The sequence below is a fragment of the Peribacillus sp. NPDC046944 genome (assembly GCF_050272735.1).
Taxonomy (GTDB): domain Bacteria; phylum Bacillota; class Bacilli; order Bacillales; family DSM-1321; genus Peribacillus.
This window is the reverse complement of the sequence record NZ_JBNNML010000010.1, coordinates 59,327-79,635: the sequence shown is the minus strand read 5'-3', so window position 1 is coordinate 79,635 and position 20,309 is coordinate 59,327. Positions and strand designations below refer to the sequence as shown.

The 20,309-nt window shown below is 42.3% G+C and carries 24 protein-coding genes and 1 riboswitch; of the genes, 13 read left to right on the top strand and 11 right to left on the bottom strand.

The genetic code is table 11. The features are described from left to right. Nucleotides 1-126 precede the first annotated feature (126 nt). A riboswitch (TPP riboswitch) is annotated at nucleotides 127-229 on the top strand. Nucleotides 230-327: 98 nt separating this feature from the next. Next, a complete protein-coding gene (thiT, locus tag ACQKIC_RS17155) occupies nucleotides 328-909 on the top strand; it encodes an energy-coupled thiamine transporter ThiT (RefSeq protein WP_402867636.1) in 582 nt (193 codons plus the stop codon). Nucleotides 910-961: 52 nt separating this feature from the next. Here the strand turns inward: thiT and ACQKIC_RS17150 are convergent, their stop codons facing one another. Beyond that, on the bottom strand, nucleotides 962-1,486 hold the full coding sequence (locus ACQKIC_RS17150; RefSeq protein ID WP_402990262.1) for a universal stress protein: 525 nt from the start codon (nucleotides 1,484-1,486) through the stop codon (nucleotides 962-964). Nucleotides 1,487-1,776: 290 nt separating this feature from the next. Here ACQKIC_RS17150 and ACQKIC_RS17145 point away from each other — a divergent pair, with 290 nt between their 5' ends. Continuing rightward, nucleotides 1,777-3,753, top strand: coding sequence for a transglycosylase domain-containing protein (locus ACQKIC_RS17145; RefSeq protein ID WP_402990259.1), 1,977 nt, complete (start codon nucleotides 1,777-1,779; stop codon nucleotides 3,751-3,753). 179 nt (nucleotides 3,754-3,932) lie between these two features. On the opposite strand, the gene ACQKIC_RS17140 is transcribed toward ACQKIC_RS17145, so the two are convergent. After that, a complete protein-coding gene (locus ACQKIC_RS17140; protein WP_402867639.1) occupies nucleotides 3,933-4,238 on the bottom strand; it encodes a hypothetical protein in 306 nt (101 codons plus the stop codon). 176 nt (nucleotides 4,239-4,414) lie between these two features. Between ACQKIC_RS17140 and iadA the strand changes: the two genes are divergently transcribed. The 3 genes from iadA to ACQKIC_RS17125 all read left to right on the top strand — a co-directional run bounded on the left by iadA (nucleotide 4,415) and on the right by ACQKIC_RS17125 (nucleotide 7,579). Then, nucleotides 4,415-5,590: a beta-aspartyl-peptidase gene (gene iadA / locus ACQKIC_RS17135; protein WP_402990256.1), complete on the top strand. Its 1,176-nt coding sequence runs from the start codon at nucleotides 4,415-4,417 to the stop codon at nucleotides 5,588-5,590. A gap of 78 nt (nucleotides 5,591-5,668) precedes the next feature. Next, nucleotides 5,669-6,940, top strand: coding sequence for an MFS transporter (locus tag ACQKIC_RS17130; RefSeq protein WP_402990365.1), 1,272 nt, complete (start codon nucleotides 5,669-5,671; stop codon nucleotides 6,938-6,940). A gap of 141 nt (nucleotides 6,941-7,081) precedes the next feature. Then, nucleotides 7,082-7,579: a kinase gene (locus tag ACQKIC_RS17125; protein WP_427592028.1), complete on the top strand. Its 498-nt coding sequence runs from the start codon at nucleotides 7,082-7,084 to the stop codon at nucleotides 7,577-7,579. A 147-nt stretch (nucleotides 7,580-7,726) separates the two neighbouring features. Here the strand turns inward: ACQKIC_RS17125 and ACQKIC_RS17120 are convergent, their stop codons facing one another. After that, nucleotides 7,727-8,125: a carboxymuconolactone decarboxylase family protein gene (locus tag ACQKIC_RS17120; RefSeq protein ID WP_402955568.1), complete on the bottom strand. Its 399-nt coding sequence runs from the start codon at nucleotides 8,123-8,125 to the stop codon at nucleotides 7,727-7,729. Between the two features lie 118 nt (nucleotides 8,126-8,243). Here ACQKIC_RS17120 and ACQKIC_RS17115 point away from each other — a divergent pair, with 118 nt between their 5' ends. The 7 genes from ACQKIC_RS17115 (at nucleotide 8,244) to ACQKIC_RS17085 (ending at nucleotide 11,894) form a co-directional block, all read left to right on the top strand. Next, nucleotides 8,244-8,672 (top strand): Lrp/AsnC family transcriptional regulator, encoded by a 429-nt coding sequence (locus tag ACQKIC_RS17115; protein ID WP_402955571.1) that lies wholly within the window; start codon nucleotides 8,244-8,246, stop codon nucleotides 8,670-8,672. Nucleotides 8,673-8,760: 88 nt separating this feature from the next. Next, complete coding sequence (sigY, locus tag ACQKIC_RS17110) at nucleotides 8,761-9,327, top strand: RNA polymerase sigma factor SigY (protein WP_402955575.1); 567 nt, start codon at nucleotides 8,761-8,763, stop codon at nucleotides 9,325-9,327. Then, on the top strand, nucleotides 9,281-9,628 hold the full coding sequence (locus ACQKIC_RS17105) for a YxlC family protein (RefSeq protein WP_402955578.1): 348 nt from the start codon (nucleotides 9,281-9,283) through the stop codon (nucleotides 9,626-9,628). Before sigY ends, ACQKIC_RS17105 begins: the two co-directional genes overlap by 47 nt. Then, the gene (locus tag ACQKIC_RS17100; RefSeq protein WP_402955581.1) at nucleotides 9,621-9,839 is read left to right on the top strand and encodes a sigma-Y antisigma factor component; all 219 of its coding nucleotides are present in this window, start codon (nucleotides 9,621-9,623) and stop codon (nucleotides 9,837-9,839) included. The genes ACQKIC_RS17105 and ACQKIC_RS17100 overlap by 8 nt, the downstream gene beginning before the upstream one ends. After that, entirely contained in the window at nucleotides 9,820-10,134 is a 315-nt protein-coding gene (locus ACQKIC_RS17095; protein ID WP_402867647.1) for a YbjQ family protein, read from the top strand. Before ACQKIC_RS17100 ends, ACQKIC_RS17095 begins: the two co-directional genes overlap by 20 nt. A gap of 102 nt (nucleotides 10,135-10,236) precedes the next feature. Further along, the gene (locus ACQKIC_RS17090) at nucleotides 10,237-10,779 is read left to right on the top strand and encodes a glutathione peroxidase (protein WP_402955584.1); all 543 of its coding nucleotides are present in this window, start codon (nucleotides 10,237-10,239) and stop codon (nucleotides 10,777-10,779) included. Nucleotides 10,780-10,964: 185 nt separating this feature from the next. After that, nucleotides 10,965-11,894: a catalase family peroxidase gene (locus tag ACQKIC_RS17085; RefSeq protein WP_402867649.1), complete on the top strand. Its 930-nt coding sequence runs from the start codon at nucleotides 10,965-10,967 to the stop codon at nucleotides 11,892-11,894. A 79-nt stretch (nucleotides 11,895-11,973) separates the two neighbouring features. Here ACQKIC_RS17085 and ACQKIC_RS17080 read toward each other — a convergent pair whose 3' ends face one another. The 4 genes from ACQKIC_RS17080 to ACQKIC_RS17065 form a co-directional block, all read right to left on the bottom strand. Then, the gene (locus ACQKIC_RS17080; RefSeq protein WP_402867650.1) at nucleotides 11,974-13,644 is read right to left on the bottom strand and encodes an ABC1 kinase family protein; all 1,671 of its coding nucleotides are present in this window, start codon (nucleotides 13,642-13,644) and stop codon (nucleotides 11,974-11,976) included. Between the two features lie 15 nt (nucleotides 13,645-13,659). Then, complete coding sequence (locus ACQKIC_RS17075) at nucleotides 13,660-13,962, bottom strand: phasin family protein (RefSeq protein ID WP_402955593.1); 303 nt, start codon at nucleotides 13,960-13,962, stop codon at nucleotides 13,660-13,662. Nucleotides 13,963-14,204: 242 nt separating this feature from the next. Continuing rightward, nucleotides 14,205-14,411 (bottom strand): hypothetical protein, encoded by a 207-nt coding sequence (locus ACQKIC_RS17070; protein WP_427651169.1) that lies wholly within the window; start codon nucleotides 14,409-14,411, stop codon nucleotides 14,205-14,207. Nucleotides 14,412-14,504: 93 nt separating this feature from the next. Further along, entirely contained in the window at nucleotides 14,505-15,296 is a 792-nt protein-coding gene (locus ACQKIC_RS17065) for a TIGR00266 family protein (RefSeq protein WP_402867653.1), read from the bottom strand. Nucleotides 15,297-15,547: 251 nt separating this feature from the next. Here ACQKIC_RS17065 and ACQKIC_RS17060 point away from each other — a divergent pair, with 251 nt between their 5' ends. After that, nucleotides 15,548-16,012 (top strand): CBS domain-containing protein, encoded by a 465-nt coding sequence (locus tag ACQKIC_RS17060; RefSeq protein WP_402955599.1) that lies wholly within the window; start codon nucleotides 15,548-15,550, stop codon nucleotides 16,010-16,012. Between the two features lie 69 nt (nucleotides 16,013-16,081). On the opposite strand, the gene ACQKIC_RS17055 is transcribed toward ACQKIC_RS17060, so the two are convergent. From ACQKIC_RS17055 to ACQKIC_RS17040, 4 genes are all read right to left on the bottom strand, one after another. After that, a complete protein-coding gene (locus ACQKIC_RS17055) occupies nucleotides 16,082-18,199 on the bottom strand; it encodes a peptidoglycan D,D-transpeptidase FtsI family protein (RefSeq protein WP_402990240.1) in 2,118 nt (705 codons plus the stop codon). 280 nt (nucleotides 18,200-18,479) lie between these two features. Next, nucleotides 18,480-18,845: a hypothetical protein gene (locus ACQKIC_RS17050; protein WP_427592027.1), complete on the bottom strand. Its 366-nt coding sequence runs from the start codon at nucleotides 18,843-18,845 to the stop codon at nucleotides 18,480-18,482. A gap of 75 nt (nucleotides 18,846-18,920) precedes the next feature. Further along, nucleotides 18,921-20,036 (bottom strand): DUF2515 family protein, encoded by a 1,116-nt coding sequence (locus ACQKIC_RS17045; RefSeq protein ID WP_402990235.1) that lies wholly within the window; start codon nucleotides 20,034-20,036, stop codon nucleotides 18,921-18,923. 83 nt (nucleotides 20,037-20,119) lie between these two features. After that, nucleotides 20,120-20,290 (bottom strand): hypothetical protein, encoded by a 171-nt coding sequence (locus tag ACQKIC_RS17040; protein WP_402867658.1) that lies wholly within the window; start codon nucleotides 20,288-20,290, stop codon nucleotides 20,120-20,122. Nucleotides 20,291-20,309: the final 19 nt, after the last annotated feature.

Below are 20,309 nucleotides of genomic sequence, written 5' to 3'. Positions count from 1 at the left end.
AAAGAAGTTGGCTGGATGAAAAAATATAACCAGTAATAGGGAAAAACGCTCGTGGATATAATCGTGTTATTTACTTGTCAATTAGAGAAACTAGTAGTATATTCTAACCGAGGAACAAAAATTAAATACTTCCACAAGGGGAGCCAAGATGGCTGAGAGTGAACGGTTGAGTTCAGACCCTATGAACCTGTTAGTTAGTACTAGCGTAGGGATGTGGTTTTGGATAGCAATACTGGGCATCCATTACCGCCCTGGTGTTGCTTTTTTGCATGCCGAAAAAGCGACACGGGACTCATGGGCACTTTTGCACGTGGAGAAGGGTGAGAGATGATGAAACATAAAACATTATTCATGACAGAGGTCGCGATTTTTTCTGCATTGGCATTACTGCTGGATATAGTCTCCGGTTTTGTCTTTGCAAGGATATGGCCACAGGGGGGATCGATTTCCATTGCCATGGTACCGATATTCTTAATGGCCTATCGTTGGGGAATCAAGGGCGGAATGGCCACCGGTTTACTATTGGGGCTTTTGCAGATTGCCACTGGTTTGGCATTTCTGGCAACGCCGCTTCAAGGATTTATCGAATATTTCCTTGCTTTTACCGCCGTGGGATTATCCGGGTTGTTCATGAATAAATTTGTGAATAACCGTAAAGGGGGAAAACGGTTAAGAGGGGATATATATGCGGTTTGTGGCATGTTTGTGGGGAGCTTCCTGAGGTTTCTTTGCCATTTTACAGCAGGTATCGTTTTCTTTGGGGAATATGCGCCAGATGGGCAACCAGTCGTCCTCTATTCCTTGATTTACAATGGGACATATATGCTGTTTAGTTTTATTTTATCAGCAATCGTGGTAATGGTGCTCTATTCGGCTGCTTCGAATGTCTTGTTGAAGAAAGCCATCTAAAGACAGACCTTTTAAAAGGGCCGGCTCGATTATGAGCCGGTCCTTTTCTCCATTATTTTGCAATAAATACCGAGCATGGTGCCTGCTTGGCTATGGAACTGCTGGTGCTTCCGAGGAAGAACTTTTCCAGGCCGCTTTTTGCACTGTTGCCGACGATGATTAAATCGGCGTTCGTCCGCTTTGCATAGTCACATATGCTATCCGTGGCATTTCCCTCTAAAATCTCGATATTTCCATTAACCTGGCATTCACTGAGCAACCTCATCATATTGCTTTCAGCCATCCTCACATTGTTTTCATGAACGGTGGGAGTATCGTTCATGTGCATTTGACTTTGTTGTTCTACTTCTGTTACGGGATGCGTTTGTGAAGGGTCGACATAAAATCCTGCTGCCGGTACGAACCCAGGAGCGGATGCACTCTCGAGGATACGGCTTTCACCTTTTGGATTCAGAACTTGAACAATGGTCAATTCAGCTTCCGGAAAGGCCTTTTTTAATGAAGCTCCATATTCCACGGCGCGGTTGCTCTCTTCATTTCCATCATAAGCGGCGACGATACGTTTTAATTGTTTCATCTAAGATCATCTCTCCCCATAATTTGTCATTATAGGTTATATACCCGTTTTTATTGGTTTCATGCCTTTTTCAGGTGTATATTGATTTATAAATGTGGGTAAAGGGTATGGAAAAAGAAAAGACTAGGCATGAAAGGGAGAAATATTGTAGGCACTTTGTATGGAAAAGGATAATGGGAAAAATGTTGTGGAATTTGTTTTCCCTTTTAGCCATTGCAAGAGTTTTCTTTCATAAAAAGGGCAAAATATTTTTAATGGAGCATGTCGCATCTGGGAAAATGGGGGTACAAATGAGAGCGTTATTGAAAATAGGTCTTATAATTATATCAATCATTGTCGTAGTGGGAGCCGGTTTGTTCATATATTTTAAACAAACTGTGGATATAAGCAATCTCCAGGATCAACTTCAGCAACCGACCAAGATTTATGACGAGGATGGGAACTTAGCCAGTACCGTCACGGCTAATAAATCGGAAGGCGTCGCGATAGAGGAGATCCCGGAACATCTCATTCAAGCGGTCGTATCCATTGAGGATCACCGTTTTTATGAACATCATGGCATAGATTATCAAGCGATCATGCGTGCGATGGTGAAAAATGTCAAGGCGAAAAGCGTTGTTGAAGGCGGGAGCACACTTACCCAACAACTTGTAAAAATCACCATGCTTGAATCAGATCGGACCTTGAAAAGAAAGATAGAAGAGTTTTTCATCGCTCAAGAATTGGAACGTACGTATACAAAGGATGAAATTTTAGAAATGTATGTGAATCAAGTTTATTTTGGACATGGAGCATGGGGACTCAAAAAGGCAGCGAACATATATTTTTCAAAAGATGTTTCTGAGTTAACCGTCGCCGAAGGGGCTTTGCTTGCTGGGGTCATTAACTTGCCTTCCAAGCTTGATCCGTACAAAAATCCAGAAGGGGCGGTTAAACGACGGGATTTGGTACTGTCTAGAATGACCGAACACGGATATTTGACCGAAGAGGAAGCGGCTTCTGCCAAAAAGGATGAAGTATCACTACAGTTAGGTGAAGATACAGATCCTTTAAAAGGGAAGTATCCTTATTATATAGACCATGTCCTATCTGAAGCCTCCACCATGTATGGATTGGAGCTCCAGCAATTACTCACTAGGGGCTATAGAATATATACCACATTAGATCAACCGATGCAGCAGGCTGCCGAATCAGTCTATAGCCAGGATGCCAATTTCCCTTCTGGGACAAGCAATGACATATTGGTGCAAAGTGGGACGGTCCTTCTTCATCCTAAAACAGGCGGCATTAAGGCACTTGTTGGGGGGAGGGGCGAGCATCAATTCATGGGATATAATCGGGCGACGCAACTGAAAAGATCTCCTGGTTCGTCGATTAAACCGCTCGCTGTTTATACACCGGCAATTGAAGAAGGATATGAAATGACCGACTCTTTAAAAGACGAGAAGATGGAGTTCGGGAATTATGAACCATCGAATTTGAGCGGCACTTATAAAGGGGAGGTCCCAATGTATGAAGCCGTGATGAATTCCTTGAATGTGCCAACCGTTTGGCTCCTGAATGAAATTGGAATCGACAAGGGGCTGGATGCGCTCAAACGGTTTGGGATTCCTTATGACAAAAAAAATGACCGAAATCTATCGATAGCCTTAGGCGGGATGGATAAAGGGGTGTCCCCACTCCAAATGGCAGGAGCTTATGCGGCGTTTGCAAATGAAGGAAAGCGAAACGAAGCGCATGCCATTATAAAAATAGAAGACACGGATGGGAAAGAAATAGCAGCCTGGAAGGAAAAGAAGACAAAGGTGGCTTCGAAGGATGTCGTCGATAAGATGAATGCGATGCTTCTTGGGACAGTTAACTATGGAACGGCTAAAAATGCCGCGGTCTCTGGCTATGAAATCGCAGGAAAGACAGGATCCACACAGGTCCCGATCGAAGGAATATCAGGTGTGAAGGATCAATGGTTCGTGGGATACACCCCTTCTTTAGTAGGAGCTGTATGGGCTGGCTACGATAAAACGGATAAAGAACATTATTTAACCACTAACAGCAGCCAGGGAAGTACACTCATCTTTCAAAAGATCATGGCTCAGGCCTTACAGAACGAAACGGCTGAATCATTTCATGCAGAAGACATCGGACCATTGATAGCGGAACAGCAGGAAAAGGAAGAAGAAGAGGAAAGGAAGCAATATTGGATTGATAAGGGGAATGAAATCAAGGAGGGGCTTGGTAAGTGGAAAACATGGGATTTTCCTTGGTGATGATTGGGGATATATCCATATTCCCAGTAAATGAAAAAAAGCTGTCATTATTGACAGCTTTTTTTCCCTCATTAAAAGATGAAATTTACAACTAAACCGATTACGACGATAGCCCCGATAATCATTAAAATGGTTCTCATATCTATACACCTCATTTATATGTAATTTTTTTTCGTATATTAAATCCCAACGGTTTGGTTGGAGTGAAATCCTATTTTTTCATCATTTTCTTTACAAATGGCCTGAACCTTTTCCAGCATTGCATGTACATTTTGTCCTTCTAGGATCACTTTCATATCCACACACTCTTGTAGAATGAGAACGAATGATACAAATGTTGAAAGTTTTGTGGCATCGACCATTTTATGATTGCAGATAAAGTAGATGTTTCCTTTGAATTCTTTTGTCACTTGGTATAAGTTCATGATTTGACGCATGGATAATCGTGTATTTGTTTTAATATCAGCAGAAATTACTTTGTTCATGGTTGTTTACTCCTTTAATTTTTATATAATTAAATGCTTGTGCCGTAATACTTATAAGATAGAAAAACTAAGTTAAGTTCTTTTGAATTCATGTAATTGGGTTATGGTGTATATTTACCCGCGTATATCGTTTTGAAACCTATTAGAATATTTAAACTTGGAGGGAGTTTGGCCCTATGCTGACACTGATAAAGAATGGTGAGGTTTATACGCCGGAATACATAGGTAAGAAAGACGTTTTGTTGGTCGGAAAACAAATTGGCTTCATTGAGGATAAAATCGACGTCCCTGCCAATTTCGTTGAAATGCAAGTGATTGACGCGAACGGTCGAATCATTGTACCAGGTTTTATCGATGCACATGTTCATATCATCGGTGGCGGCGGTGAAGGGGGATTCAAAACAAGAACGCCCGAAATTCAGTTGACCGATGCGACGCTAGCCGGTATCACGACATTAGTCGGGGTCATTGGCACGGATGGAACGACAAGGACGATGCCGGACTTGCTTGCTAAAGCGAGGGCCCTAGAAGAAGAAGGGATTAGTTGCTTCGTTCAAACAGGTTCGTACCAAGTCCCGGTGAAGACCCTAATGGACAAGATTGAAGATGATTTAATCTTAGTGGATAAAATCATTGGAGTTGGTGAAATTGCCATTGCCGATCACCGTTCTTCACAGCCAACCGTGGCAGAGCTTGCAAAACTTGCGTCGCAGGCCAGGAATGGAGGACTTTTGTCCGGGAAAGCCGGTATCGTTAATATACATGTCGGGGATAGCTTGGATCATGTACAGGTAATCGAGGAAGTCGTCAGGACGACGGAAATTCCGATTACACAGTTCTACCCTACACATATGAACCGGAACCCGCATTTGTTTGAGGCCGGGATACAATTTGCCAAAAAAGGCGGGTACATCGATTTCACGACAAGTACCATTCAAAAATTCCTGGATGAAGGGGAAGTAAAAGCAAGCACGGCAATAAGGAGAGCCCTCGACGAAGGTGTTGATATCCGCAACATCACGCTTACATCAGATGGACAGGCTAGCCTTCCGGAATTTGATGGCAACGGAAATATATCCGGACTGAGTATGGGGACCTGCATGTCGCTGTATGAATCGGTTGTCGATGCGATTATCGATGATGGAGTTTCGATAGAGGATTCCATCCGTGTGGTCACGGAAAATCCCGCGAATATTTTGAAGCTAACTAATAAAGGACGGGTGGAAACGGAAAGGGACGCAGATATACTGATTTTGAAAAAAGAGACCTTTGAAATAGATACCGTCATCGCAATGGGTCAGATTATGGTCAGTGAGGGCAAAGCGATGGTGAAGGGCACATTTGAAAAATAATTCATTGATTTCTCTTTCTTGAATTGGAATTTTTGGGTAAAATTAACCAGAAAGTCGGATGAAGGGGGATAGAAAGAGATCATAAAACTTTTTAATAATCGAAATTATACGAAATTATTTTTAGCGAACGTAACATCACAAATGGGCGGGACCATCGGCATGACTGCATTTATGTTTTATTTACTGGACCGCTTCACCAATCAGCCGATTTATGCGACGGTTACGGAATTAATGTATTCTTTGCCTACCCTTGCTGTTTTCTTACTGGTGGGGGTTTTTGCTGATAGATTGGACAGGCAAAAGATTGCTTTGTATTGTGATTGGATTTGCGCAGGGTTGTCTGTTTTATTCTTGCTTTCGTTAGAGCTACATCTTCTCATGGTATCGTTTGCTGTCATTTTTCTGAGAAGTGCCGTCAGGAATTTCTTTGTGCCAGCGGAGTCAGCGTTGATTCAAGGCATTTTGCCTAAAGAGGATTATACGATGGCGGCTGGTTTAAATCAGATGGTATCGAGTCTGTTCATGCTTTTCGGAAACGGAATCGGCATTTTTATCTATTGGTCAGTCGGCATCGAGGGAGCCATTATCTTCGATGTGATCGGATTTATAATCAGTGGTTTCTTGATCCGTTCCTGTCGGATTTCAAAAGAAGTCAGACAGCCGAATGGAGTTTACAATTTGAAGGAACTGAGTGTAACAGGCGTTTGGGCAGATTTTAAAATTGGCTGGCAATATATATGGCAGTATAAGCTATTGTTCACGTTAATCAGCGGTTTTCTAGTATTTGGGATTGTGAATGGTGGATTTTCCGTGATGCAGGTTTTTATCTTGAAGTACAAACTTGAACCTGTTGATTATGAAAAGTATGCCGTCATCTTTGGTGTCATTTTTGGGACAGGAGTATTGCTGGGAAGCATCTTAGCTTCGGTACTGGCCAAAAAAATGAAGCTTCATCATATGATGGTCGTAGGCTTGCTGATATCGGGAGTGGGCACGGTGGCCAGTGGCCTTGTCGAAACAACCCTGCAATATATGATTGGGTTAGCCATCGTGGCTCTATCGCTTCCCATACTTAATGTGTCCCTTGGCGGGTGGCTGCCAAGCCTCGTTGCTCCCGAAATGATGGGGAGGGTCCAAGGATGGATCAACCCCTTGGTGATGTTATCGCAATCAATCACGTTATTCTTGATAGCCGTTGGCTTCCCCACCTACATAGCAGTAGAAACGTTATATTGGGTAGTGGGAGGGTGTCTGATCTTCGTAGGCTTTCTATATATGGCCATCATACCGAAGTTCATCCATGAAAAGGCGCCAGAAGCTACTGTGATGATGAAGGATCAAGCGAAGTAATTAAGCAAGTAAGGAATGGAACAAGGAACTTCTTGTTCCATTTACCTTTTCTAAACGGTACAGGTTCAGCCTCAATCCGAGAAAATGTCTTGCTAACAATCAGGGTTTATATATAGAGCGCAAGGTTATGGGGGGGAGACCATGAAATCGAAGCTAATCATCATACGAGGGAACTCTGGCAGTGGAAAAACAACGATAGCAAAGAGCCTTCAAAATCAGTTAGGAATAGGTACCCTATTGGTTTCTCAGGATACAGTTCGCCGGGACATGTTGAATGCTCATGATAGAGAAGGCAACCTTTCAATTGATTTGATCCGACAAATTACGGAATACGGAAAAGGAAAATGTGAATATGTCATTTTGGAAGGAATCTTACATAAAGATCTTTATGGTGATATGCTACATCACTTAATACGGTTCTATAACGAAAAGGTTTTAATTTGTTATTTTGATTTATCCTTTGAAGAAACCGTCAAACGTCACAACTCTCGTTCAAAAAAGATGGAGTTTGGAGAAGAGTCTTTACGTGCTTGGTGGAAGCTGAATGATTATCTAGGTATCAAAAATGAAATGATATGGACTAACGAAACGTCACAGGATGATGTATTGAATCAGGTTTTTGATCATTTAGAAGATTGATTGATATAACGAGAATGAGTATAAAAGCAGAGTGAATCCACTCTGCTTTAATATTTGTATAGAGAAGCGGTGTTTACCTTCTTACACTATATTCATCACATGTACGAATCCACTGCAAGTCCTAGAAATTGTAACTGAATGCAAACGTTATTTTAGTCCCATCATGGCCCCGAAGTATTGTTGTGCAGTGGAAAAACAAATGAAGGCTATTAATTCTGATATTTCTTCGTCGCTGAATACTTCCTTTAATACTACAAAAAAACGTTCTTCTGTTTTCTCGCGTTGCACTAAAAATACCTCTGCAAAGGCGATTGCGTAGCTTTCTTTTATATCGGCCGGTTCCATTGGAATGCCTTTGGCCTGACAGTACGCACAGCCATTTCCATAGGCTAGAATTCTTCTGACATTTTCCTTCAATTGCTTTGTAAGCACTCCATCAGCAGAAATGGTTTCTGAGAGGTCATTCCAATTATGCGCAATTCCTTCGTTATGAAACAATTGCTGAAATGGACTTGTTCCAAATTGTGAACTTTTAATTCTTGGCATCGATATCTCCCCTTTGAGATAATCATAATCTAGAAGAAATGAAAAATTAATCGCATATGAAAAGTGATAGGAACAAAAAAATACTAGATGAATGGAAAATAAGGAGAATAGTATTCATATGAAATTAGACGATAAAGACCGCAGCATTTTAGCCGTACTGAAGAATGATAGCAGGGTTTCCATGAGGGAATTGGCAAAGAAAGTGGAGATGTCAGCACCCGCCGTTACAGAACGTGTCCGGCAAATGGAGTCTTTTGGTATCATCAAGGGTTATGGAGCCGAGATTGATTATAAAAAAATGGGCTTTCCGATAGAATGCATGATTGAAGCGACGGTGAAAAATGGGGAATATGACCGATTCAGAAAGTTTATCTTGGGTCAAGAAAATGTGGAATTTTGCTATCGGATCGCGGGAAAGGCTTGTTTCATGCTCAAAATTCGCTGTGAAAGCCTTCAAAGAGTGGAAGAATTCATTAATCTCGCCATTCCTTTTGCATCGACGGTGACGCATGTAATTCTTTCTGAAGTAGAGAGACTTTCTGAATGAAAAATTTTTTTACAAGTCAGTGAACGAATTCATTTCCTTAACCGTCATATAAGTAACAAGCTAAGGATCAGGGAGCAGGTGATGATAGATGGAAGAACTGGAGCTGATTAAAGCGGCGAAAAAGGGGGATGATCAGGCGTTAGCCTCACTATTTCAAAACACGTATCCTTTTCTGCTAAAATACTTGCTTAAATTGACTTATGATTTACAAACTTCAGAAGATGTAGCTCAGGAAACCTTTTCTAAGGCCATCGAGAATCTTTCAAGGTACAAAGGGACTTCCAAGTTTTCCACATGGCTGATTTCCATTGCGACTCGGGTTTACTTGGATCAGAAGCGGAAGGAGAAGCGGGAAGAGTCCTGGTTAAGGCAAGAGCAATCGGTCAGAAAGCTCAAATGGGAGACGCAGGCCAACAATCAAGCATGGGATGATGTAATGGAAGCATTGGGGAATGTAGAGGATGATCTGCGAATTCCAATCATCTTGAAGCATTATTACGGATTTTCTTACGAAGAGATTGCGAAAATCATCAAGATACCAGAAGGTACCGTGAAGTCACGTGTCCATATTGGATTAAAGAAGATTAGAAAGGAGTTGGTCAGTAACGATGAAAAAGAACCATCCGGTTTATCAAAACCACTCAGACAAGAGTGATCAAGAGACGGTTAGTCAAATCAAGAAAAGCTTGGAGGAATTTGACGATACGATTTCCATCGATGTCCCACAAGTATCTTTTTTTGAGCAAACCATTAAACGAAAGCGTCAAAAAGCCAGAAGGGAATGGCGGAAAGAAGTGCTTATGTTTCTAGTGACGGCTGCTCTCATTCTCTGCTTCTTGTTTCTATCTTTATTTCATCAACCTGAAGTATTTCTCACATTACAAGTGTTGAGCGTGATTTTCATCGGCATATATACGTTTTATGTAAAAAGGAAGGTGGAAAGCAGTCATGGATAGAATGCAGATGTATGTATTGATTATGTGTGGGCTTATCTTGTTGGCCCAAAGCATATATTTATTCACCGATGCAAAGAAGAATGGTTTCAATCATTGGTTATGGGGCATTCTTGGTTTGATTCAAGCACCGGTTCCGCTAATTTTTTATTTAATCGTAAAAAAAATAAGAAAACGGGAAGAGGATGAGCTCAATGATTATCGTGACTACTAATGAAGTGCCGGGTAAAGAAATAAAGGAACTGAAGGGACTCGTTAAAGGGAACTCGGTCCAATCAAAGCATATCGGGAAAGATATTATGGCGGGTTTGCGGACCATTGTCGGTGGGGAAATTTCTGAGTATACGGAAATGATGAAGGAAGCTAGGCAAAAGGCCATTGGCAGAATGGTGGATGAGGCGAAGGAAAAAGGAGCGAATGCCATCGTTGCGATGCGCCTTGAAACATCCGCTATCATGCAGAACGCTTGTGAAATCATTGCCTATGGAACTGCCGTATATGTTGAATGAAGGTTTTTGTAAGCAATTAGTCATAGGTATTTAAGCTTATTTCTTTTGTTCCTTCTATTCCTATCGTATAATTCTAGATAGAAATATAAGGGGGAATGAAGAGTGGGGATTTATGAATTTTCTGCAGAGCGAATCAATGGACAGGAAGTTTCTTTAGAGAAGTATAAAGGTGAGGTCCTTATCGTCGTCAATACGGCAAGTAAATGTGGGTTTACCCCGCAATACGAGGATTTACAAAAGCTTTATGACCGATATAAAGATAAAGGATTGAACATTCTTGGTTTTCCTTGTAACCAGTTTGGAGAACAGGAACCAGGCCAAAACCAAGAAGTGGAAACATTTTGTCAGTTGAATTACGGCGTGAATTTCCCACTATTCAGTAAAGTGGATGTCAGGGGAAGTCAGGCACATCCATTATTTCACTATTTAACAATGAATGCGCCATTTACCGGTCTTGTCGACAAGCCAGGCGGAAGAATGCTGCATGCAAAATTGCAAGCGGAGCATCCAGAGTTTTTGATAGATGATTCAATTAAGTGGAACTTCACGAAGTTCCTTATCGACCGCGAAGGAAATGTCGTGAAGCGTTTTGAATCGGTAGAAGCCCCATTTGATATGGAACAGGATATTGAAGCCCTTTTATAAAACCCTAATGGAAAAACGGCAGCGCTTGGATTCTTTCAGGCGTTTTTGTCGTTTTCACGTTAAAAATATCTGCATATGGAAATAAAGAGAAGGACGATGTGTTATCCTGCGTTTTATATGGAATAGACAATCGAGATTGAGGGTACTGGTAAAAGATAACTTTAGCGGAAAGAAGGGTGATGAACGTGGAAAATGAAAAGGCAAAACCCGAATTAGCTAATCAGGCGGTGGATGCCATTGAAAAAGTCGTGGGTACGTTTCCGGGTAATCGTCGAGCTCATGCGAGGGGGAATTACTATGAGGGCGTGTTTACCCCAAATGGTCAAGCCGCATTGTTAACTGACGCACCACATCTTCAGAATCAGGCAGTTAAGGCCACCATCCGATTCTCCAATAGTTCCCCGAACCCCAATCATACGGATGCCCATTCTCCCGTAAAAGGGATGGCTGTCAAGTTCCATTTGCCTGATGGGGAGGAAACAGATCTTATTGCCGTGACGATTCCTTTGTTCTTCGCGAAAAAACCAGAAGCGTTTGTTGAGATTCTTGAGTTTGTCAAATCGGCCAAAGATGGTTTCCCGAATTTGAAAGAACTCGCAACGATTGCGATGAAATACCCTGAAAGCAAAGCGGGTCTACAGATGATTAAAGAAATGCGTTCCCCTGCCAGTTATACAATGGCACGATACTTTTCCATACACGCCTATTATTTCGTGAATGAAAATGGGAAGCGCCAGGCCATCAAATATCAGTGGGAGCCGGATGCCGGGTTAAGTATGCTGGAAAAGGATGAATTGGCCAAGCTTCCACCAGATTTCTTGACTGGAGACATGGAGGAAAGGCTGAAACGAGGACCAGCCAGCTTTAATTTAAACATACAAATCGGTAAGGAAAATGCCCCGACTGATGATCCTACCGTCGTGTGGCCGGAAGATAGTCAAATCATTACGGTTGGGAAGTTATCCATCACAGGTAAATTGGACTCGCAGAATGAGGCAATCCGGTTCGATCCAACGAATGTGACGGATGGGATTGAGTGTTCGGAAGATCCCATCTTGAATTTCCGTCATAGCGCCTATGCCGTTTCTTATGACCGACGCACACATAACCAGTGATTGGGCAGGCGAATTTGTGAATGTCCATGAAAAAAAGAGAAAATGCCAAGAAGGGATTTTCTCTTTTTTCATGATGAAACTACATTCTCCCCGATCTAAAGATGGTATAGATCATCAATAAGAACATGAGGGTTGCGACGACAAACCCGATTTCGATGGCCGGTATATTCCAAAGGATGTTTGCTTGGCCGGCAATGGCAGAGCCGACGATTAGACCGACCATGATGATGCTAAAGGCCAACAGGATTATACTGAAGGACAGCCGATTCGAGATTTGATCAAGTTTATGTAAGAAAACCTGGAGTTCGGGGATGTTGATGTCCAACCGTAACTTTCCTTTTTTGATGATATCTGAAACGTCCCTTATATCCTTAGGAAGCTCGGAAATTGCTTCTGCGGATTCAATAAATTGATTCCATGTTTTCTTTGCCAGGTTCTTAGGATGGAAACGCTCTTTCAATAGCCTTTCACCAAAAGGTTCTGCGGCTTTCATGATACTGAAGTTCGGGTCCAATTCTTCGACGATGGCTTCCATGGTGAGCAAAGCCTTACCAAGCATCGTGAATTCGGGTGGAATCATGACCTTGTGTTCATTGGCCACGGAAAACAGATCATTGACTGCACCACCCAAGCTTATCTGGCTCAAGGGGATGTCATAATATTTATTCCGCAATTCATCAATATCATATCGTAACGAAGACATATCCGTTTCGTCCGTGAGAAGTCCCATATTGGAAAGGGTATTGATCAATCCAGTGGTGCTTCCTCGCTTTAGATTTATGACAAGGGAAGCAAACTGATACTTCATCTCTTCCTCAAGACGGCCGACCATACCGAAATCCATCAGAGACACTACATTCCCAGGTAAGATGACGATATTCCCTGGATGAGGGTCACCGTGATAAAAACCATCAATCAAAATCTGCTGAAGAATGGAATTGGCTAATCTATCCGCGATTATCCTGCGATCATATCCTTCTTCATCAAGCTGTTTGTAATGATTGATCTTGATGCCTTTGATGAAGTCCATCGTCAGGACCTTTTTGGTTGAATAATCCCAGTGGATCTTCGGTATCTTGATACCTTGATTGTCGATGAATTGCTTGGCTATCCTTTCTCCGTTCCGCCCTTCTGAATTATAATCGAGTTCAGCTCGCAGGGACTTAGCGAACTCATCAATCATTTTTCTGATTTGATATCGCCTTGCCCAAGGTATCCGGGCTTCCATAAGCCTGGTCAAATCATCGAGGATCTCCAAATCCGTTTCCACGTTTGGCAAAATGTCGGGTCGTTGGACCTTGATGGCGACCACTTCCTGTGAGTGAAGCCGAGCAACGTGGACCTGACCGATTGAAGCGGTCGCAAGAGGGGTTTCTTGAAATTCAAGAAAAAGGCTTTCCAACGAATCCCCCAATTCAGCTTCAATAATCTGGCGTGCTTTTTCAAAAGGGAAAGGTGTGACCTGATCCTGGAGCTTCTCTAGCTCGCGGACAATTTCTTCCGGTACAATGTCACGTCTGGTACTGGCAATCTGACCAAGCTTGATGAAAGTCGGGCCTAAACTTTGTAATATCTTATGTAGCCGTTCCCCGATCGACCGCAGGTTCAGGTTTTCTTCGGGTGCGACTTTCGATGTGGATTTTCCATCAGATAATCCCAATCGATAGATGAAATAACCCATGCCGTTTTTTAAAAAGGCATTCGTGATTTCCTGATACCGATGTGCATGTTTCAATCGCTTGCCAAACATTCATTTTCCTCCAGATCAAGGTTGTATGGATTGGTTTTTTTGTTCTAAAGCAGCTATCCGGCGCTCTAATGCCTGAACTTCTTCTCTTGTGGCCAAATTGAGGCCATTCAAAGCCTGGTTGACTTTCACTTTGACTGAATCATCGATTTGCTTTTGGGCCTGTTCTCCTTTTTCTACCCACTGTTTAATAAGGTCCTTTGATTCTTCTTTACTGATATCGCCTTTTTTTACCAGGGTATCCACCGTTTTCTCAATCTGCTCTTTCGTTGCTGCAGCAGCACCTATGCCTAAGGAAAATATGTTTTTTATTAAGTCCATGTTTACATTCCTCCAATATAAAGTTTTTTACACCTTAAACTCCAAGAGTAAACCATGCTTTTCTTCTATCATACATGAATCATGAACACTACTAAAATATTATGGGTCAGAGTATTCGAAATGATGGGAAGAATGTGGCTACAAGGTGAAAGGTGAACATGCACTAAAGATTTGTTAGAAACCGACTTGATACGGAGAACCATGCAATATGAAAGCCACTGACAAGATAAGTAGAATGAATGTCATTTTTTACGGTAGAGGTATTGCCATTCGGTTCCGAGCTCCCGGTTAAGCAGTCGTTCCATTTGTTCGAGTTCGTTTCTGCCAACAGGCTCATCGGCAGGTGTCCACTGAATGGTGTAAACAAAATAGTACTCTCTTATTTTTCTGAAGATGACGGGGGAGTTGGGGTATTGGTCAAAAATCGCTTTGATATTGTATCGTCTCATGTAGGACCATTTAACAAGCTGCATGTCGATTCCACCCTTTTCTGCTAGATGATATCTGTGGCCGAAAAGCCTGCCGGCCACAGACTGCATCAATTATTTATCGTTGAATAAGCCGAACAAGCCTTTTGCTATGCTTCCTTCATCGGATGACCCGCCATTTTGTGGCATCGCAGCAAACACACGGCTGGCCAGACGGCTGAACGGAAGGGATTGAATCCAGACGGTTCCAGGACCCTTCAATGTCGCAAAGAAAAGACCTTCTCCGCCGAATAGCGCAGTTTTTACACCTTTGACGAATTCGATGTTATAATCCACCCCGCTGGTCATGGCGACTAGACAGCCGGTATCCACACGGAGTACCTCACCTGGAGCCAATTCCTTTTGGTGGATCGTACCCCCTGCATGGACAAAAGTCATTCCGTCTCCTTCGAGTTTTTGCATGATGAACCCTTCACCACCGAAAAAGCCTGTCCCAATTTTCCTCTGAAATTCGATTCCAACCGATACACCTTTCGCTGCGGCTAAAAAAGCATCTTTTTGACAAATGATTTTTCCGCCGAGCTCACTCAAGTCCATAGGGATGATCTTACCTGGATAAGGGGAGGCGAAAGAAACATGCCTTTTTTCATGACTTTCATTGGTAAAGGTGGTCATGAATAAGCTTTCGCCCGTAAGCAGCCTTTTACCGGCACCAAAAAGTTTTCCCATCATCCCTCCATCACTGCTAGATGACCCATCGCCAAAGATCGTTTCCATTTTGATTTGATCTTCCATCATCATTAAACTGCCTGCTTCGGCAATCACCGTTTCTTTGGGATCCAATTCGACCTCGACAAACTGCATGTCATCCCCGTGTAATTTGTAATCTATTTCATGATTATTCATTGTTTATCCTCCATTCTTATCTTATTTTCATTGTAAAAGAAATTCATCCAATCTTCCAATATTATTCAATGATTTGTTTTACGGAAAAAGAGGGGGCTGATTATCCAATAAGAGGGTGGGGCAGATGAAAGTAGAAAAATTGACAAAGAATGCACAAGTACCAATGTTTTTTAATGGTATGATTAAATGGAAAGTAAGTGAAAATATAGATATTGGAAATGGAACATCAACTTAATAAAAGGGGTGGTTGGATGTTAGTCAAGGATTATATGATCAAAGAGGTATATGTGGCTCGCCCGAATTTTACATTAAAGGAAATCATGGGGCTCTTTATAGAAAATAAGGTTGGTGGGGTTCCTGTGGTCGATGATCAGGATAAGCTTCTAGGGATGGTATCGGATGGAGATATTTTACGCTACCTGGCACCCGCGGAAGAATCCGTCAAGGGATATTACACGTACATCACGATTTTGCCTGGCGAAAACCTGGATGAAAAGGTCGCCTCTAAAATGAATGATAAAGTCTCGCAAATTATTAAGAATAAGAAAATCACGAAGTTATCCCCGGAAGATCCATTGTCTGATTTGATAAAGGTCATATCTAAACATCACTTCAAGAAAATCCCGGTGGTGGATGAACATAATAAGGTTGTCGGGATAATTAGCAGGGGAGATGCGCTACGGGCCCTTTATAAAGAGTTCGTCCAAAAGCTATAGTATTAAGTATGAAAATGAAATGGCCTGCTCGGATGAGCAGGCCATTTTTGTCGATTCACCCGATTTGGGTCACTCGGGATTTGAATCAACCGCCTTGTCTTTCTCTGTATCTCCTTTTAATCTTTTTTCCTTTAATTTGAAATAAGCATCCATCGCCCTTTCACCAATCCGCTTGTTGATATCATCTGCGGCGGAACCTTGGTAAACCCATGGTGCTACGACGGAAAACGCCACTTCTGGTTTATTGTGTGGGGCGTAGCCTACAAGCGTTAGATTGATAGTTGGTTCGGGTTCGCTATATTCATTTCTTCGAGGCCCGTCATAAAAGGCCTGGGCCGTCCCTGTTTTCGCAGCCGGGCGGTATGACTTGCCGGCAAAAGCACTATATGCCGTTCCACCAGGTTCCTGTGCAACCTGTCTAAAGCCTTCTTGGACACGTTGAATCCAAATTTCTTCCCCGCCCAGATCGTTTAAAACTTTCGGACTCACCGATTGAAATACAGATCCCAATTCCCCATGCTTATCGGAAGGGTTCCTGATTTCCTTAACAACATGAGGCTCAAGTCTTTGTCCACCATTAGCAATCGTCGATACGTACTGTGCCAATTGCATCGGTGTATAGGTATCATACTGTCCAATGGATAAATCGAGTAGCAATCCATCTGTCGAAGTATCGACCCCTTTAAATCCTGCCGATTCATTGGGAAGGTCGATGCCCGTACGAACGCCTAAACCAAATTGGGCATAATGGTTTCTTAGTGTGGTAAAGGACCCACTCTTAAGACCTAACTTTTGATGTGGACTATAATGACCCCCGCCAATCTTGATTGCCGTTAGGAACATATAAACGTTCGATGATTTTTTTAATGCAGTTACATCTGATAGATACCCCAAGTTGCTATATGACTTTTTGGGTTTAGCCCCAGCCAGATAAAGTGGCTGGTCATACAAGGTTGTCCCGGGAGAGATGACCCCTGTTTGAAAACCTGTGTAAACCGTCGCCCCTTTTACAGAGGAACCCATCGTATAAGATGTGGTAATTGTTCCAAGGGCAAAATCGTTAATCTCGGTCGCACCTGTTTTAGCGTTGTGCCCGTATTGTTTCCCGGACATTGCCAGGACTTCGCCAGTATTAGGATCCATTAAAACGACGAAGGCACGATCTAACAAATATGTATTACCCTTTGCTTTCGTTCTTCTTAACTCCGTTTCAATGATTTCGTCTACTATTTGCTGCAGCTCCATATCGATGGTCAGGACCAGGTCCTTTCCACTTTCTCCGTCAGTCACGGGAATCGTGTCAACCACTTCGCCTTTACTTAAGATGTTTTCCACTTTCGCCTTTTTCCCACGGAGGACATCTTCATATTGTTTCTCAATATAACTTTTTCCGACTCGATCATTCCGGGTATAGTCACGGGCTAGATAATAGTCTAGATTTTCGCTAGGAAGCCCTTCTTCGGAAGAGGACACTTTTCCGAGTACCGACCGCAACGTTTCATCATATTTATAGGTCCTATCCCAATCCGTCGTAACATCGACGCCAGGGAGGTCGGATAAATGCTCACTGACCCTGGCGAATTCTTTTTTGGTCACGCCTTTATTCTTAACGATGGATGGGGTAAGTGCGTATCCACTATTAAACTCTCGAAAAATTGCGAGAACTTCCAATTCATCCTTGGTGAATTCTTTGATGTTTTCTTCGGTTATTCGCTCTAATTGAAGTTCATATAACTTTTTTTCTTTCCACTTATTTTCTTCGACTTTCTTCCGTTCCGCTTTTGTAATCAAAGCCTCCGCTTTTTTAGGATTTTTTAAGATCCAGAAATCCTTCCTATCCCGCTCCGTAATTTTTTTCGTATCCTTTTTTATCAAGGTAGCGAGGATTTCGGCTGTTTCTAGCATTTCTGCTGTCTTTGTATTTGGATATTTCGTATAGGTGATCGCATTAAGAGGATCATTATCGACGACTGGGTTCAAGTACCGATCGTACATTTTACCACGGGGAACGGGGCTGTTGACCACATCATTTTCGGTTCGATCCACCTCGCGTAAATAATTATCTCCATAAACAATTTGAACGATACCTAGCCTTATAACCAGGGCGGAAAATAATATGAATATGAAAAAGAACATAAAGTTCAGTCGGAAAGGAATTGGATTCTTTTTTTTCTTTTCTTTCTTCATTTAGGTCATTCCCTTCTTAATCAAAAGTAAAAAATTCCTAAATCTAATGATATATAAAAACAGCCTATATATCTATGGTTATTCCATAAAATTATTTAATTAGAAAAAATAGGTCAGAAGAATAAGAGAATAACCAGGAGAATTCGGGAGGACGAGAAGAAAGAAGCAGAGGATGAGGGGGAGTATGTACCCTTTTAGATGGGGGCTGGAACGCCGCCAAATTAACTGCGAATTTCCCTTCTTAAGGAATTATAAGGAATATACGGAATGCCAGCAATGCCTAATTGGCTTCTTTTCCCTTTGGTGTTAGCGAATAACTCATACGGTCGGATACGCTGATTACTTCATTGAAATATCCGAAAAGTTCAAGCCACTTTTCAGGATAAATCGTGATAAAACGTTCCATTGTTTCGATTGAATGCAGGACAAGGCAATCAATTCGCTTTACTTGTTTATTCTGCAGGTTAAAGAGAAGTACATGAGGGATGGTGTAATACGGATAGAGCTGATATGGGTTCAGTATGACCGGGGAAATATTCTTTTCTTCTATATACTTGTCCGTCATGATTTTTTGGATTGCAAAACTCTCACTCGGATGTAAGTCTCCTATGGCGTGATTCGGATTCATCAGTACAATGCCTCTCATTTGGTTTCTCCCCTTCTTTTTGGTACTCATTGTTTCCAAATGATGGGGGTTGTATTCGTAATGAGAGGCATGGATTCAAATGAAAGATTTCAGTTCATTGATGGTCTTTAAGTGTTGGACATTTTCTAACACCTTGCTTGTCAGGTCCACCTTTTGAACAAACGGCAAGTCTTGTAAATCATAAATGAAGGCTTCTTTCGTAAACCAATCAGTCCGGGGCAAAGGGAAAACCGGACGATCACTCCAGGCGGTGGGGAGGGTTGGGCTGTATACCTTCGATTCCACTCCGGAAATGGATGTAGAGGTATACACATCATCCCAATAGTCTGCCCGGGAAGCGGTGTGGGGATGATTGGTTGCGAATTGCTCGACACCTTGGAGGATCATGGGGTGCTGAAAGAGAAGCTGGTATAGGGTCTTGCCGGTCTTGATTCGTTGAAGGGGATCAGCAAATCGCGAAACGGTCAGGCCGGTTAATGAATAGCGCTTTTTCTGGTATGCATAAGGAAAGAGCACCGTCGTAAAGCCTAAAAGTTCCTGTAGCCGGAAATCGAGCCTCCGGAGGATTTCACCATGACGGGAGCGTTTCAATACGCGTTCTTCCATCATCCTTTGTTCATTGATAATGAGGGCGTTTGTTAAAAGTGGAGAATGGGGCTCATGGATAAAGGATTCCCATATGGGGGCCATGAAGTTGGAGATATGGAAGATCCGCAAATATTTCCTTAAGGGAATATTTTTTTGCTTGGCCTTTTCATATAAAAGGAGCTGTGGAAAGGCATCGGCAAAAATGGCCGAATTTGCCCGTTCTAGGAAAAGGAAGAATTTTTGCCGATCCTCGCTGTTGAGAAGATGGGTCATGGAAGAACTGGCCAAGTCCGTCATATGATAGCCACCGTTCCTAGAAACCATATGAGCTAAAAAAGACCAATGCACCTCGGGGTTTCGCTTGTAATAGGAAAGGTAAGCTTGAGTCCTGGTCACGTTATTCCGGTTCTGGGCCGCAGTCTCGGCCCGGATGTTTTTTATAAGGGAGGATTCTTCAGGAAAGAAAATGATGGATTCTTCCGCAGGCTGCTTAAGCTCGAGTTCCAATCTGGATTTCAATGCATCGAAATTCCCGGCATCCAAGACGGGTTGAATCTTTTGTGGAGCTCCACAAAACAGCTTCTGCACATATTGCGAGAACATACAATCACCACGAATGTTTTTCGGTTAGTATATGCAGAGCAGTCAAGAAAGGGGCGTTGCTCCTGCAGAGCCATCGTACTAGATCAACGGTTCTTTTTCTTCTTATTCAAATACATGATGATATAGTAGACGACCCAGAAAAGCCCAACTGGAATGAAAGCTAACGGACTGTATTTTTCGGGAACGACAAATGCAATGAAAATGGATAGTAATAAAAATGGAACAGCCAGTAGTATATAGCTTCTCCAATTCATAGAATGAACCTCCTTTAGG

Coding starts and splice junctions, on each gene's coding strand:
- ACQKIC_RS17145 (WP_402990259.1), top strand. CDS start 1,777: ATGAGAGCGTTATTGAAAATAGGTCTTATAATTATATCAATCATTGTC.
- ACQKIC_RS17055 (WP_402990240.1), bottom strand. CDS start 18,199: ATGAAGAAAGAAAAGAAAAAAAAGAATCCAATTCCTTTCCGACTGAAC.
- ACQKIC_RS17115 (WP_402955571.1), top strand. CDS start 8,244: ATGAAATTAGACGATAAAGACCGCAGCATTTTAGCCGTACTGAAGAAT.
- ACQKIC_RS17125 (WP_427592028.1), top strand. CDS start 7,082: ATGAAATCGAAGCTAATCATCATACGAGGGAACTCTGGCAGTGGAAAA.
- iadA (WP_402990256.1), top strand. CDS start 4,415: ATGCTGACACTGATAAAGAATGGTGAGGTTTATACGCCGGAATACATA.
- ACQKIC_RS17100 (WP_402955581.1), top strand. CDS start 9,621: ATGGATAGAATGCAGATGTATGTATTGATTATGTGTGGGCTTATCTTG.
- ACQKIC_RS17040 (WP_402867658.1), bottom strand. CDS start 20,290: ATGAATTGGAGAAGCTATATACTACTGGCTGTTCCATTTTTATTACTA.
- ACQKIC_RS17045 (WP_402990235.1), bottom strand. CDS start 20,036: ATGTTCTCGCAATATGTGCAGAAGCTGTTTTGTGGAGCTCCACAAAAG.
- ACQKIC_RS17070 (WP_427651169.1), bottom strand. CDS start 14,411: ATGAGACGATACAATATCAAAGCGATTTTTGACCAATACCCCAACTCC.
- ACQKIC_RS17105 (WP_402955578.1), top strand. CDS start 9,281: ATGAAAAAGAACCATCCGGTTTATCAAAACCACTCAGACAAGAGTGAT.
- ACQKIC_RS17120 (WP_402955568.1), bottom strand. CDS start 8,125: ATGCCAAGAATTAAAAGTTCACAATTTGGAACAAGTCCATTTCAGCAA.
- ACQKIC_RS17095 (WP_402867647.1), top strand. CDS start 9,820: ATGATTATCGTGACTACTAATGAAGTGCCGGGTAAAGAAATAAAGGAA.
- ACQKIC_RS17050 (WP_427592027.1), bottom strand. CDS start 18,845: ATGAGAGGCATTGTACTGATGAATCCGAATCACGCCATAGGAGACTTA.
- ACQKIC_RS17140 (WP_402867639.1), bottom strand. CDS start 4,238: ATGAACAAAGTAATTTCTGCTGATATTAAAACAAATACACGATTATCC.
- ACQKIC_RS17080 (WP_402867650.1), bottom strand. CDS start 13,644: ATGTTTGGCAAGCGATTGAAACATGCACATCGGTATCAGGAAATCACG.
- ACQKIC_RS17075 (WP_402955593.1), bottom strand. CDS start 13,962: ATGGACTTAATAAAAAACATATTTTCCTTAGGCATAGGTGCTGCTGCA.
- ACQKIC_RS17060 (WP_402955599.1), top strand. CDS start 15,548: ATGTTAGTCAAGGATTATATGATCAAAGAGGTATATGTGGCTCGCCCG.
- sigY (WP_402955575.1), top strand. CDS start 8,761: ATGGAAGAACTGGAGCTGATTAAAGCGGCGAAAAAGGGGGATGATCAG.
- thiT (WP_402867636.1), top strand. CDS start 328: ATGATGAAACATAAAACATTATTCATGACAGAGGTCGCGATTTTTTCT.
- ACQKIC_RS17150 (WP_402990262.1), bottom strand. CDS start 1,486: ATGAAACAATTAAAACGTATCGTCGCCGCTTATGATGGAAATGAAGAG.
- ACQKIC_RS17065 (WP_402867653.1), bottom strand. CDS start 15,296: ATGAATAATCATGAAATAGATTACAAATTACACGGGGATGACATGCAG.